The organism is Dentiradicibacter hellwigii (genome assembly GCF_041770905.1).
Classification (GTDB): domain Bacteria; phylum Pseudomonadota; class Gammaproteobacteria; order Burkholderiales; family Rhodocyclaceae; genus Propionivibrio; species Propionivibrio hellwigii.
On the sequence record NZ_JBEUWX010000002.1, the window covers coordinates 1,725,682 to 1,739,361 of the forward strand.

A 13,680-nucleotide genomic window follows, 5' to 3' on the forward strand; every position below is an offset into this window, starting at 1 on the left:
GGAAGAAGTCTCATATGAAAGCGCAAGCGCGTAGCGGCCGACGCCTAAGCAAGCCCTCCGTTTCGGCCGGCAATGTGCTGACGGGTCTATTCGTCGGGCTGATCATCGGCGTTCTGGCGACAGCGGCGGTCGTCTGGTACATCTTCAAGACGCCCGCACCGTTCTCCAACAAAATCCAGCCGCCCGCCAGAACGGCCGGCGCAGCGAACGATGGACAGGCCGACGACAAGCCGGTGCCGCAAGGGCCGCTCACCTTGCCCGGCAAGCCCGGCGACCCGGCGCCGCAGACCCAGACACGCGCCGATGGCGGCAATGAGGGCGACAAGCCACGCTTTGATTTTTACAAGATTTTGCCCGGCAAAGGCGAGGCGACGCCAGAAGAAAGGAAGGAGACAAAAACCGCGGACAATAAGGAAAAGGAAAAACCCGGCGCGCTGACACAACCGATGTATCTGCAAACCGGCTCCTATCAAAACCCGGCCGAGGCCGACAACCAGAAGGCGCGTCTGGCCATGCTGGGTATGGAAGCAACGGTGCAGCAGGTGATGTTGCAGGACAAAGTGTGGTATCGCGTTCGCCTCGGCCCGTTCCGCCGGCTTGACGAAATCAACGGCATGCGATCCGAACTGGCCAAACAGGGTATTAGTGCATCCATCGTTAAAAAGGAATAGTTCATGAAACGCAGCATTTCTCTTTGGCTGGCCGCTTTCGGCCTGTCTTTCCTGGCTTGTGTTCTGCCGGCGCAGGCGCAATCGCAGGCGCAACGACCCGTCGCCGGTACGCATTACGTCGCCATTGATCCGCCGCTGACGACCGACAATCCGGACAAAATCGAGGTCGTCGAATTTTTCTCCTACGGCTGCCCGCACTGCTTTGACCTGAGTTTCAGCCTCAACCGCTGGGCAGCCAAACTGCCGGCCGATGTCACGTTCTACCGTGTGCCCGTCGGCTTCAACCAGCCGTACTACCAGCTGATGGCGCGCTTCTACTACGCGCTGGAAGCGCTGGGCGAGCTGGAACGCCTGGACAAGGCCGCCTTTGAAGCCATTCATATGAAGGGGCTCAAGCTTGTCGATGAAAAAAGCCTGGCCGACTGGGTTGCCTCACAAGGTGTTGACGCCAAGAAGTTCCATGACGCTTTCAATGCCTTTGGCGTGGTCAGCAAAACCCGGCGCGCCGACCAGATGACGCAGGCCGCCGGCGTTCCCGGCGTACCCGCCCTCGTCGTCGATGGGCGTTACCGGGTGCTGACCAAAGGCATCAAGGAAGCGCACGAACTGCTCACGCGCACCGATCTGGTCATCGAAAAGCGGCGTGCCGAACGCGCAGCCAAAACCGCGCCCAAAACTGCGTCGAAAGCCGCACCGAAAACCGGCAAAAAATAAACGGTGAATGAACGCGCCGCCGCGCCTGTTTATCACCGGTGCCTCATCGGGCATCGGTGAGGCGCTGGCGAAGTATTACGCCGCGCGCGGCGGCACGCTTGGCCTGGCGGCGCGAGATCACGAAAAACTGGTCACGGTAGCGAAAGCCCTGGCAACGCTGGGTGCACGGCAGGTTACCTGCTATCCGCTTGATGTCGCCGATGCAGCGCAGCTACAGGCCGCCGCGGAGGATTTCATCACCCGCCACGGTGCGCCCGACATTGTCATCGCCAATGCCGGCGTATCTTCCGGCACGCTGACCGAATATGCCGAAGATCTTGCCGCTTTCCGGCGCATTCTCGAAACAAACGTCTTCGGCCTGAGCGCAACCTTTTCGCCATTTATCGCCGCCATGCGCAATGCGGTCGGGGATGGCCGTGCCCGCCGGCTGGTCGGCATCGCTTCGATCGCCGGCATCCGTGGTCTGCCGAGCGCGGGCGCTTACAGCGCCTCGAAAGCCGCCGCCATCACGTATCTTGAAAGCCTGCGCGTCGAACTGCGCAGCTCCGGTATCAAAGTCGTGACCATTGCCCCAGGTTATATCAAAACGCCGATGACGGCGGTTAATCCCTACCCCATGCCTTTTCTGCTGTCGGCGGACGAGGCCGCGCAGCGCTTCGCCCGCGCCATCGACCGGGGCGTCAGCTACACCGTCATTCCCTGGCAAATGGGAATCGTCGCCAAAGTGCTGCGTCTGCTGCCTAACGGCTTCTATGACCGACTGTTCGCGAAAGCGCCGCGCAAGCCGAAGGTTCTGTAGCGGCTTGCCTTTAAAAATACGGTGTTGGCTTCGCCTTGTTTTTGACAAAAAGGGTCGCCATATGCGCTTCTGGGGTGCTCCTTTGAAACCTGCTCAAACAGGTCAGAAAATATAAATTTCCCGGAAGCGCCCGTAAATAAAGGGCTTCAGGGCATCAAAAAACATAAAACGGAAAATTACCCGAGATCCGCCCTATCTTTTGACAAAGGAAGCCGCGCTGCCCGCGCGGAACAAAAGCCGCCGCCCTGCGTCCAATCACGCATCACAACGCCCATGCGCCGGGGGCGCGTGGCCGGTATACTTGCCGATTCCGAATATCGATAAACAATGACGATGCCAAGCAACGCCATGCCGCAACACAAGATTCCCGAACTCGTCTGCCCGGCCGGTAGTCTGCCGGCGCTCAAGGCTGCCGTCGATCATGGCGCCGACACGGTGTATCTCGGCTACAAGAACGACACCAACGCGCGTAATTTCGCCGGCCTGAATTTCGATCACAAGGCGATGGTCGAGGGCATCGATTACGCGCACCGGCGTAACCGTCGCGTGCTGATGGCGATCAACACCTTCCCGCAGCCAGGGCGCGAGGCTGACTGGCATCGCGCGGTCGACGGCGCCGCCGACCTGGGCGTCGATGCCGTGATTCTCGCCGATGTCGGGCTGCTCGACTATGCCAGCCGGCGCCACCCGCAGCTGCGCCTGCACCTTTCGGTGCAAGGCTCGGCGACAAGTTACGAGGCGGTCAATTTCGCCCATCGCGAATTCGGCATCCGGCGCGCCGTGCTGCCGCGCGTACTGACGCTGGCGCAGGTCGAGTTGGTCATCCGGAACACGCCCGTCGAGATCGAAGTCTTCGGCTTCGGCAGCCTGTGCGTCATGAACGAGGGGCGCTGCTGGCTCTCGTCCTACGCCACGGGCGAGTCGCCGAATACTGTCGGCGCCTGCTCGCCGGCCAAGTTCGTCAAATGGGAAAGAAAACCGGGCGTAATGAATACCCGCCTGAACGGCATTCTCATCGACCGTTACGGCGACAACGAACCGGCCGGCTACCCGACGCTGTGCAAAGGGCGCTTCGAGGTCAACGGCGAAACCTATTACGCGATGGAAGAGCCGACCAGTCTCAATGTGCTCGAGCTGCTGCCGGACATCGCCCGCATCGGTGTTGCCGCCATCAAGGTTGAAGGGCGTCAGCGCAGCCCAGCCTACGTTGCACAGGTGACGCGCACCTTACGCGCGGCGCTCGATGAACTGGGCCGCGATGCCGATCATTTCAGCGTTAAACCCGCCTGGCAGGCCGAACTCGGCAAAGTCTCCGAAGGGTCGCAAGTCACGCTCGGCGCCTACGACCGGCCCTGGCGCTGAACACAAACGGCCATGAGACTCTCGCTCGGTCCGCTGCTTTTTTTCTGGCCAAAGACCCGCGTATTCGATTTCTACGCCGAGATGGCCGAGATCGCCGCGCTCGACATTATCTACGTGGGCGAAGTCGTCTGTTCGCGCCGCCAGCTGCTGCGCACCGCCGACTGGCTGACACTGGCGCGTCAGCTGACCGATGCTGGCAAAGAAGTGGTCGTCTCGGCGCAGGCGCTACTTGAATCGGAAGGTGATTTAAAAGCGCTGCGCCGTTTGATCGACGGCGCCGGCTGCAAGGTTGAAGCCAATGATCTCGGCGCAGTCAACGTCGCCGCCGGCCGCCCTTTCGTCGCCGGCCCGCACCTGAACATTTACAACGCCGCGACGCTCGCTACTTTTCACCGTTACGGGTTGACGCGCTGGGTGCCGCCGCTGGAAGCCTCGCGTGCGCACATCCAGTCCCTGCACGCGCACCGGCCAGCCGGCGTCGAAACCGAAGTGTTCGTTTTCGGCAAGCTGCCGCTGGCTTTTTCGGCGCGCTGCTTTACCGCGCGCCACTACGGGCTTAACAAGGATAACTGTCAGTTCAAATGCATCGAGCACCCCGAAGCGGCCACGCTGAAAACCCGCGAAGGCCAGCCCTTCCTTGCGCTCAACGGCATTCAAACGATGTCGGCGCAAACCTATAACCTGCTGGCCGAAGTTCCCGACATGCAGGCGATGGGGATCGATATCCTGCGTCTGAGTCCACAACCGGCGTATATGCCGGAAATCATCGCCGCCTTCGACACCGCCCGCCACGTGGCGGGTACGATGGAGGGCATCGTACCCGCGCCTAAACAGGAATGGGCAGATAATGGCTTTGTTGATGGCTATTGGTTTGGCGAGGCGGGCATCGTTTCCAAGCACCAAATGGCGCTCAACACTTTGCAAGGAGTCTGAATATGTCCGGAAACCATTTCAAACTGCCGACCATCCCGCACTTCACACTGCCGGCGTTCATCGCCCGCATTGGCGGCCGCCTGCCACAATGGCCACACGCCTGCGTACTGACAGCGATTCTGAACGGCGCGCTGCGTACCAAACTGCTGTCGCGCGATGACTTGCAGCCGCTGGCCGGAAAAACCTTCCTGATCGACGTACTCGACACCGGCGGCAAGGCTGCATTCACCTACCGCGACGAATGCTTCTGCCCGCTGTTCTCGCTGCCGGAAACGCCTGATCTTGCCTTCCGCGCCGATCTTTCGGCCTTTCTGCAACTGGCCGTGCGCCAGGAAGACCCGGATACGCTGTTCTTCAACCGACAGCTTTCCATTGAAGGCGACACCGAACTCGGCCTGATCGTCAAAAACATGCTGGATGCCCTTGAATGGCCGAAATTCCGAGATATGCCTACTATTTGCTGAAATAAAACAATAGGATTTACCTTATCGGGCATCTGAAGTTCATAGCTATTTGACTGGTACCCATATACATTGATTGATAAAATGTGAAAATCAAATCTATTCTTTTATCAATACAGAAGGATAAAAACTTATGCTCAAACTAAACGTCCGCTGTTTAATTATGTTGCTATTCCTTGGTATTTCTGTTCATGTTTATGCTGAAACCAAGCTACTGCGGCCACTGCCAGATTCCCAATCATTGATTATTGAGAATAATAATTTAACTGCCGCTGAATTCTTTGCAGCCTTCATGAGTAAAAATATAGTTGAAAGACGTTATGCCGAGATGTACCTTCTTGGTGTTCTCGATGCTACTGAAGGAACCGTATGGTGTGATTATTATCATATCAAAACAATTTCTCTAAATGAAACTATTTATGAAGGCTTGAAAAAAGCGGACCCAGTTTTTCTTCAGAAGAGAGCCGCGCTTGTCATTATGGATATTTTGAAGAAAGATCTTTCCTGCAAGGCTAAAAATAAATGAAACTTTTATATTCAATTCTGAAGAGCAATCACTATACTTCGGATATATATAAATCCGACTACGTGTCGGGAGAAGATCTCTATAATGAGATTGGATACGATCAAAAAACATTGATCACACAAGATAATGCGTATAAAAATACTTGCGCAACACGAATGAGTTTAGCATTGATCAAATCTGGAGTTCTCTTTGATGGACGCCTACCGATCAAAAAGGGGAAATATAAAGGACTGAAGGTTGAGTCTGGTGCAAAACTTCTCGCCGATCAGCTTGCAAAGCCACAAATCCTGGGCAAACCAAAAATATTCGACGCATCCGACGCACCAACCAAATTGGCAGGGAAAAAGGGGATAGTATTTTTTTGGAAGATTGATGGCTATGGAGGTAGCCACATAGATTTGATCGAAACAGCAAATAGCATGCATGTATGTAATTCAGCATGCTATTTCTCTTCAAAAGAGGTATGGTTCTGGCAGCTGGATTAATTGAATTTTTCTAGTTTCTAGTTCATGGACCACCACAACATATTAGATCAAGCAAGCATCTATCTTCTGCTAACTAACAGGTGGGATGTGATTCTATGTTTCTGGAAAGCGCTAATATCTGCTTATCGGTAAACACATCCGAACAATTTTCTTATGTGAAATGCGGCACCGCGGCAATCCCGATCAGGCTGCCGAAGAAAACGATCAGGTGAAAAATCATCCATAACAGATAGCGGCGCACCAGCCGCGACGGATCGCGGTTGGTAATCAGGTAAAGCCGGCCGTCGGGCGGGCGCCCGACAAGGTGCGTATCGGCCAGTTCGCGCGCCTCCTGGTGCTGCTTTTCTACTTCACGACGGGCGGCGCGGCGCACAAGTGCCCACTCCTGCATGTCGATCTCACCATTCTTGTCGAGGTCGAAGCGTCTGAGCAAGGCGTCCGGATCCCGCTTCCATTCCTCAAGCAGTATTTTCATATCCTCGCGCGTATCGAGTTCGGCCATGTGGTTGCGTGTGCGCAGGTAGCCCAGCAGGTAAATTTTGTCGTCAATGCGCAGCGTCCACTCCGTCGTGCGGTAATTGCTGTGTTCCCGCGTTTCCCGATGCGTCGTTTCGATTTCCGCACCGTCACAACTGACCACGCATTCGCCACTGCCGTCATCAATGAGGAAATCCAGCTCGCTCTCGCCGCTGGCAACATGCTCCCAGCGGTTGTTTGACTCCCGCCGCTCCGTTTCGAACCGATACCACACGCAGGGCCTCTGGAAGACCTGCGAGCGCAGCGGCGGATCGTGCGGCTTCCCCCGGCCATGCAGGCTGACGTAGCCCTGCGCGGCAGAAGCGATCGGTGATACAGGGCAGTCGGTAATTGCACGGCGGCGGCGCAAGGCCAGCGTCCAGCCGAGCAGACTCAGCGCAGCCATGGTGGATAGCCAGAACGTCCGCCATGTCGGATCATCGAACTGGAACAACAAAATCAGCAGGCAGATCTGTCCGCCTGAAATAATGAACTGGCTAAGACGGGGCTGACCGAATGAAGGCAGAAAAGAGATCAGCCACGACAGCACTATGACCGGCAACGTTCTCAAGCGCCCTACTCCCCCCGTACTGGCCGCATCATGGCGTCACGTTGCCGTCGTTGCGCTATCGTGCCGGCCGGCTTACAGATATGGCATTGCGGCCATTCGCCGTTTTTTGACGACTCACGGCAGTGCGTAGCTTGCCCCGCTCTCCGCTCAGCTGAAAAGCTGCTTGAGATCGACATCCGATTTCTCGGCACCGGAAAACTCGAGCAGCGGCTTGGCGGTAAAGCCGAACATTCCGGCAAGCAGCACCTCGGGAAACTGTTCAATGCGCACGTTGTTGAGGTTGACCGACTCGTTATACAGCTCGCGGCGGTCGGCAATTGCATTTTCCAGGCTGCTGATACGTTGCTGCAACTGCATGAAATTCTCGTTCGACCGCAGTTCCGGATACGCCTCGGCCACCGCGAACAGTCGTCCCAAACCGCTGCGCAATGCATGTTCCGCACCGCCCAGCGCCGCAATATCCTGCGCCTGGCGCGCTTCCTGCACCTGCGAACGCGCCGTAATCACACGCTGCAAGGTCTCCTGCTCAAACTGTTTGTATTGTTTGCAGGTTTCGACGAGCTTGGGCAGCTCATCATGGCGCTGCTTGAGCAGGATATCGATGTTCGCCCAGGCTTTATCGACGTTATGTTTGAGCGAAACCAGCCCGTTGTAAAGCTGAACGGCGTAAATGACGACCACGGCCAGCAGGCCAAGCATCATCAGACTCATCACTTCCATCGTCAATCTCCTAAGAATCTTCTAAAAATCCCAGCAACGCCAAACAGAGAAAACCGGACAGATTTACCAACAATGCGCCGACCCCTCATCATTTGCCCGCTCGTTCAAGCAATGCTTTCAGATTAGCCAAGGGCTGCGAGGTCGCCGGCCGGGCAGGCGCCTTGCCATCAACCGCGCTGCCCGGCCCTGCGCTCGCCGCCGCATCCAGCTCGCGCGCGTGCTCATTTTCGTGACAATAGATGCACAGCAGCTCCCAGTTGCTGCCATCCTTGGGGTTGTTGTGATGGTTGTGATCGCGGTGATGCACGGTCAATTGCTGGACGTTGGCATGGGTGAATTCGCGCGCACAACGGCCGCACACCCAGGGAAAAAGTTTCAATGCCTGTTCGCGGTAGCCCATTTCGCGCTGCTGCCGGCGCTGAACAGCTTCGACGACCATCCGGTCGGCATGTGCCCGCTTGGCCGAATCTGTCATCTCCACCCTTTCGTTATCCTGTACATACGCGCTCCCGCATCCGGTCTTCCAGCGATGGATTATAGCCAAAACCGCTGCCCGCAAACCCACGTCGCACGGGCGTTTAGCCGAATTCCGGAACACACCATTACACGGTGCGCCCTCATGCCACACCCCACACACAAAGCGCCGTGGCAAGGACGAGAGTACAATTAGGTCTGCTGTTTTCCCGTTTTTCTTTTCCTTCAAGGGAGTCGGTCAATGAATACTAGCACACCACTTTCCGACGCCGAACGTCAACGCCTAATCGGTGTTGAACCGCCTTGTATCGGTATGTGCTCGATCGATCCGGAAACCCAGATTTGCGGCGGTTGCTACCGCCATATGGATGAGATCGTTTCCTGGGCGCTAATGACGCCCGCCGAGCGCGAACGCGCCATGGAAAACATCCGCCAGCGCCGTCAGGCAGCCGGCCGCGCCTAAAGCGGCATCTGAACGGATCGACGATCAAACCGGGCTGGTGATCGCCGGACGGCTTATCCGGCGGCGCCAACCCTGGATTTAGAAACGAAGCCGTACAGCGCTAGAAATAATTGAGCAGTGACGGCGGCGGCACTCTCGGCACATAGCCGGCAATCCATTTAAGCGGGGTCAGGATCGTTTCGGGGATCAGGGTCATCACCAGCAGCAGGATGCACTGCGCCGTGAAATAGGGCATCACCGGCATCAATATTTCCTCCATCCTGACCCGCCCTGCGGCGCAGGCGACATTGAGCACCGGCCCCACTGGTGGCGTCAGCAGGCCGAGTACATTGACCAGGGTGAAAATGATCCCGAAGTAAACCGGATCAATGCCTGCCGCCTTGAGCAGCGGCAAGAAAATGGGCGTCAGAATAAGAATCGTCGGCACCACGTCCATGGCCGTACCCACCAGCAGTACGACGACCATCAGCGTGAAGTTGAGCAGTAGCGGGCGGTCGACTAGCCCATCAAGCAGCGCGGTGATGAGCTGCGGCATACGGGCGATCGTCATGATGTAGCCGGCTACCTGCGCGGCAGCCGCGAGAAACATGACGACGCTGGATGTCTTTGCCGCATTGGTGAGCGCCTTGAACATATCCTTGAGCGTCAGCTCGCGGTAGACGAAAACACCGATGAGCAGCGCATAAACCACGGCGATCACGCCGGCCTCCGTAGCGGTAAAGACGCCGCCGCGCAGCCCGACGATGATAATCACCGGCAGCAGCAGCGCCCACAGGCCGCTCATGAAGATGCGCAGCATTTCCTTCGGCGTCGGCCGCTGCATGTGCGACGTGATGCCTTCCTTGCGGGCGATGAAAAACCAGGCCAGGCCCATGATCAGCGTCAGATAGACCGCCGGCGCAATACCGCCGAGGAACAGGGACTTGATCGATACGCCGGCGGCGACGCCATAAACGATCATCGGCACCGAAGGCGGCATGATCGGCGCCACCATGTTGCCGGCGGCGACCAGACCGGCGGCCTTGGCGCGGCTATAGCCAGAATCGGCCATCATGGGGATGAGGATAGCCCCGAGCGCCGCCGTACTGGCGACGGCCGAACCAACCAGGCTGGCGAAAATCAGGCAGGCGAGGATGGTGACGTAGCCCAGCCCGCCGCGCATACCACCGACGAAAATATTGCAGAAATCGATGATGCGACGGGTCAGCCCGCCCCGGTTCATCAATTCGCCGGCAATGATGAAGAACGGCAGCGCCATCATGGTCACGCTGTCGACGCCGCGCATAAGCTGCGCCGCAATAATCTGCGGATTGGTCGCGCTGCCGCCCATGTGCAGCGCTGTAGCAACGGAACCGAGCAGCAGGGAAAACGCAATGGGCATGCCCAGCATCATGGCGCCGCACAGATAAACGAGGAACAAAACGATCAGGGTCATGGCGTTCTCCAGTCCTTATTGCATGGCGTCTTGTTCGGGTTCATGACGCACCGAGAGCAATTCACCGACCGGTCGCTTGAGCACGACCAGCCGGTAGAGATTCGCCAAGGCAATGACGATGATCGAAACGCCGGTGACGAGGCCGACGGCATACACCAGATAAATGGGGAATTGTGTCGCCACCCAACGATCTCCCAGGTTTTGCATGACGAGTTGCCAGCTACCGCGGATCAGGACAACCATCATCCAGATGATGCCGACCTGCACCAGAAAATAAATAGCCTTTTGCCAAATATCGGGGATGCGTGAAAGCACGCTATCGATGATGAGATGCTGGTTTTCGCGCATGGCGCCAATGGCGCCCAGATAAACCAGATAAATGAAACAGAGGCGGGCGATTTCTTCCGACCACTCGAAGCCGGTCGAAAAAACATAACGCAGCACCACATTGGTAAAAACCAAAACGATCATCACCGCCAGAAAGAAGGCCATCAGCGCTTCTATGCTGCGGAAGAGCAGGTTGAGGTTAAGTCGGTTCATCACAATCCTCGCGGCAGTAGGGGTCGGGCCTGGTAGGGCCTGTGGCCCCGACGGGATGAAAAACCCTCATGGCGCCGCCATAAGGCCATGAGGGTTTGCGGATGGGCTTTTCCGGCTGCGCCCGGCGACCAGGCGGCTTTTTATTGCACCGCCCGAATCTTGTCGGTCAGCGGCTTCGCCCAGGCATGATCGGCATACAACTTGTCGGTCAGCGGCTTGAGCATTTCAATGATTTTCTGCCGGTCAGCATCCGTCACGGAAGTCACCGTCACGCCCTTGCTCTTGAGGAACTGGCGATCCTTGTCGACGCTGGCAAGATAGTTATCCCACGCGGTTACGGCGGTTGCCTTGGCGGCCTCGCGCACGACCTTCTGATGCTCCGGGCTGAGCTTGTCGAAGAACGGTGCGCTGACGATCACTTCCAGCGTGGCGATGATGTGGTTGGTTTCGTAAAGATACTTCTGCACTTCGTAGAAGGCCTCGCTGATAACCGTCACCATGCCGTTATCCTGGCCGTCGACGACGCCGGTTTCCAGCGCGCTGAACAGGTCGCCCAGCGGAATGACCTGGGCGCTGGCGCCCAGATTCTTGGCGATACCGACGTGGATCGGGTTGGATGGCATACGGAATTTCTGGCCTTTGAAATCGGCCACCGAAGTAAGTTTTTTATTGCTGGTAAAGGTGCGCGCGCTGTTCGGCCCCCAGCTCAGCAGATGAACGGCGGGAAATTTCTTATGGAAATCTGCACTCAGTTCATCGGCGATCGGGCCGGTCCAGACTTTTTTCGCATGATTCAGGTCGCGATACAGGAACGGCCAGTCGGTAATCAACATGGTCGGGTATTCCTGATTCATGTTCGAGCCGATGACGGCCACTTCGATGGTGCCGTTGCGTACGCCGTTCCAGAGGTCGGCCTCGTTGCCCAGCGTGCCGGAATGATAAATATCGACCTTGATGGCGCCGTTTGTCCCTTTCTCGATCTGCGGCTTGAATACGGTATCCAGCGCCGCCGCCATCGGGTGCGTATTCCCCCAGTTGTCGCCGACTTTAATGGTCACCGGCGCGGCAAACACGCTGCTTGCAGCCGCCAGCGCCAGGCACGTCATCAGAATTTTCTTCAGCTTCATCGAAGTTTCCTCTCTTGTTTGAAAATGCAAGAATATCCGCCGCCCGCTGGCGACCTTGAAAAGCCGACGAACACTGCGGTCCGGAGCGCTTTCTTTCACGGCGGCAACCAACACCGACGCTCAGCCGTTTTCCACCAACGTTTCCGCACCTGTCGAGCCGACGACACCAGCCCGACTTTTGTGTTTATCGTGTCAGGATTCTAAAGGGTTTTTTCAACCAATCGTGACAGATTCACAAATATTATCCATTTTAGGCTCGCTTCGCCCGGCGTAGAGGCCGGCGCAGCGGACAATTTTGCGCCGCGCGCTGCTTTTGGCTTGGTCGGCGAACTTCCGCAACCCGCAGCCCTGAAGCCCGCGTATTTAGGGCATCTCCAAAGGGGGCGCCCTGAACCCCTTATAAACAGGGCATCTCAGGGGGAGGTGCCCGGAGATGCCCTATCCACGAGGGTTTCCGGGCACCTGCCCGGAAACGCCCTATTGGCGCGGGCTCCAGAGGCGCCTATCAGAGAGGTCTATCATCCAATGCCGCGCCCCGTTTTATCTCTGCGCCGCAGCGCCCAGCGCGCATTCGACCAGCCGGACCCAGTAAGTCACACCGAACGGAATCGCCGCGTCATTGAAATCGTAACGCGGATTATGCAGCGTATACGCGCCGGCGCTTCCCGCCTCGTCTCCATTGCCGAGCCAGACGTAACATCCGGCCTTCTCGCGCAGCATATAGGCGAAATCTTCCGCGCCCATCGACGGCGCTGCGCTCGTGCGCAGGTTCTCACCGCCGATCGCCTGCGCCGCAGCGCGCTGGCACAAGGCCGTTTCGGCGGGGTGGTTGATCGTGGCCGGGTAGCGTTCCAGAAAACTCACTTCGACGGAGGCGCCGAAGGTTTGCCCGATGCCCGCGCCGAGGCGCATCACGGCCTGTTCGACGCGCCGTTCGACTTCGGGGCGCAGGGTGCGGATTGTTCCGCGCAGCACAACCGCTTCGGGAATCACGTTGAGCGCATCACCGCCGTGAATCTGCGTGACGCTGACGACGGCCGCTTCGCCAGGATCGATTTCGCGCGCGACGATCGTCTGCAAAGCCAGCGTCAGGTGGCTGGCAACGACCAGCGCGTCGATGCCTTGATGCGGCATGCCGGCATGGCAGCCTTGGCCACGCACCGTAATTTCAAAACAGCTGGAGCCTGCCATGACCGGCCCCGGAAAAGCAGCGATCTGTCCGACCGGCAGCCCCGGCCAGTTGTGCAACCCAAACACCGCATCCATCGGAAACCGGCGAAAGAGGCCATCCTCCAGCATTTTCTGCGCGCCGCCGCCCACTTCTTCCGCCGGCTGGAAAATGAAGTAAACAACGCCTTCGAAATCCAATCGGTCACGGTACGCGCTCAGATAACGCGCTGCGCCGAGCAGCATCGCCGTATGCCCGTCATGGCCGCAGGCGTGCATCCGGCCGGCCTGCGTCGAGCCATAGTCGGCCTGACTGATTTCCATGATCGGCAAAGCGTCCATGTCGGCGCGCAGGCCGATCGCCCGCATGCCATCGCTTTGCCCATGCCACTGACCCGTCCCCTTTTTCAAGACCCCCACCACGCCGGTGCCGGCCAGGCCGCCATGCACTTCCAGTCCGTAGGCGGCCAGTTCCCGGGCGACAAGCGCCGCCGTACGCGCCTCATTAAAAGCCAGTTCGGGATGCGCGTGAAGATCGTGGCGGATGGCAATGATGTCGGAAAGAAACGGGATCTCCAGCAGAGGAGGCGTAGAAAGGCATGGCGTCATGATTCAATTACACAGGCAAATGTGACGGAGCCATTGTATAGCGAATCCCGCCGCTTCCGACATCCCACCCGCCGGGTCGCCGGTATTCCGCTCCCCATGCCGCCGCT

Annotated in this window: 16 protein-coding genes; 9 read left to right on the forward strand and 7 right to left on the reverse strand. The window is 57.9% G+C overall.

The genetic code is table 11. From position 1 onward, the window contains the following. Positions 1-14: 14 nt before the first annotated feature. From ABCS64_RS10120 to ABCS64_RS10155, 8 genes are all read left to right on the forward strand, one after another. Complete coding sequence (locus tag ABCS64_RS10120; RefSeq protein WP_418891713.1) at positions 15-671, forward strand: SPOR domain-containing protein; 657 nt, start codon at positions 15-17, stop codon at positions 669-671. A 3-nt stretch (positions 672-674) separates the two neighbouring features. Then, the gene (locus ABCS64_RS10125; protein ID WP_418891714.1) at positions 675-1,385 is read left to right on the forward strand and encodes a thiol:disulfide interchange protein DsbA/DsbL; all 711 of its coding nucleotides are present in this window, start codon (positions 675-677) and stop codon (positions 1,383-1,385) included. A 7-nt stretch (positions 1,386-1,392) separates the two neighbouring features. After that, positions 1,393-2,184, forward strand: coding sequence for an SDR family oxidoreductase (locus ABCS64_RS10130; RefSeq protein ID WP_418891715.1), 792 nt, complete (start codon positions 1,393-1,395; stop codon positions 2,182-2,184). 327 nt (positions 2,185-2,511) lie between these two features. Beyond that, positions 2,512-3,546 (forward strand): ubiquinone anaerobic biosynthesis protein UbiU, encoded by a 1,035-nt coding sequence (gene ubiU / locus ABCS64_RS10135; protein ID WP_418891716.1) that lies wholly within the window; start codon positions 2,512-2,514, stop codon positions 3,544-3,546. Positions 3,547-3,558: 12 nt separating this feature from the next. Then, positions 3,559-4,479 (forward strand): U32 family peptidase, encoded by a 921-nt coding sequence (locus tag ABCS64_RS10140; protein ID WP_418891717.1) that lies wholly within the window; start codon positions 3,559-3,561, stop codon positions 4,477-4,479. A gap of 2 nt (positions 4,480-4,481) precedes the next feature. Next, positions 4,482-4,943 (forward strand): ubiquinone anaerobic biosynthesis accessory factor UbiT, encoded by a 462-nt coding sequence (gene ubiT, locus ABCS64_RS10145; protein WP_418891718.1) that lies wholly within the window; start codon positions 4,482-4,484, stop codon positions 4,941-4,943. 130 nt (positions 4,944-5,073) lie between these two features. After that, positions 5,074-5,466 (forward strand): Rap1a/Tai family immunity protein, encoded by a 393-nt coding sequence (locus ABCS64_RS10150; protein ID WP_418891719.1) that lies wholly within the window; start codon positions 5,074-5,076, stop codon positions 5,464-5,466. Then, positions 5,463-5,951: a T6SS effector amidase Tae4 family protein gene (locus ABCS64_RS10155; RefSeq protein ID WP_418891720.1), complete on the forward strand. Its 489-nt coding sequence runs from the start codon at positions 5,463-5,465 to the stop codon at positions 5,949-5,951. The genes ABCS64_RS10150 and ABCS64_RS10155 overlap by 4 nt, the downstream gene beginning before the upstream one ends. A gap of 151 nt (positions 5,952-6,102) precedes the next feature. Here the strand turns inward: ABCS64_RS10155 and ABCS64_RS10160 are convergent, their stop codons facing one another. From ABCS64_RS10160 to ABCS64_RS10170, 3 genes are all read right to left on the reverse strand, one after another. Next, a complete protein-coding gene (locus ABCS64_RS10160) occupies positions 6,103-7,038 on the reverse strand; it encodes a hypothetical protein (protein ID WP_418891721.1) in 936 nt (311 codons plus the stop codon). Positions 7,039-7,185: 147 nt separating this feature from the next. Further along, entirely contained in the window at positions 7,186-7,758 is a 573-nt protein-coding gene (locus ABCS64_RS10165) for a LemA family protein (protein ID WP_418891722.1), read from the reverse strand. Between the two features lie 88 nt (positions 7,759-7,846). After that, positions 7,847-8,233, reverse strand: coding sequence for a YajD family HNH nuclease (locus tag ABCS64_RS10170; protein WP_418891937.1), 387 nt, complete (start codon positions 8,231-8,233; stop codon positions 7,847-7,849). Positions 8,234-8,473: 240 nt separating this feature from the next. Between ABCS64_RS10170 and ABCS64_RS10175 the strand changes: the two genes are divergently transcribed. Then, a complete protein-coding gene (locus ABCS64_RS10175) occupies positions 8,474-8,695 on the forward strand; it encodes a DUF1289 domain-containing protein (RefSeq protein ID WP_418891723.1) in 222 nt (73 codons plus the stop codon). Positions 8,696-8,795: 100 nt separating this feature from the next. Here the strand turns inward: ABCS64_RS10175 and ABCS64_RS10180 are convergent, their stop codons facing one another. The 4 genes from ABCS64_RS10180 to ABCS64_RS10195 all read right to left on the reverse strand — a co-directional run bounded on the left by ABCS64_RS10180 (position 8,796) and on the right by ABCS64_RS10195 (position 13,573). Further along, positions 8,796-10,130, reverse strand: a complete 1,335-nt coding sequence (locus ABCS64_RS10180; protein ID WP_418891724.1) for a TRAP transporter large permease — start codon at positions 10,128-10,130, stop codon at positions 8,796-8,798. A 15-nt stretch (positions 10,131-10,145) separates the two neighbouring features. Beyond that, on the reverse strand, positions 10,146-10,670 hold the full coding sequence (locus tag ABCS64_RS10185) for a TRAP transporter small permease (protein ID WP_418891725.1): 525 nt from the start codon (positions 10,668-10,670) through the stop codon (positions 10,146-10,148). A gap of 140 nt (positions 10,671-10,810) precedes the next feature. Then, complete coding sequence (locus ABCS64_RS10190; protein WP_418891726.1) at positions 10,811-11,797, reverse strand: TRAP transporter substrate-binding protein; 987 nt, start codon at positions 11,795-11,797, stop codon at positions 10,811-10,813. A gap of 540 nt (positions 11,798-12,337) precedes the next feature. Further along, on the reverse strand, positions 12,338-13,573 hold the full coding sequence (locus ABCS64_RS10195; RefSeq protein ID WP_418891727.1) for a M20 aminoacylase family protein: 1,236 nt from the start codon (positions 13,571-13,573) through the stop codon (positions 12,338-12,340). Positions 13,574-13,680: the final 107 nt, after the last annotated feature.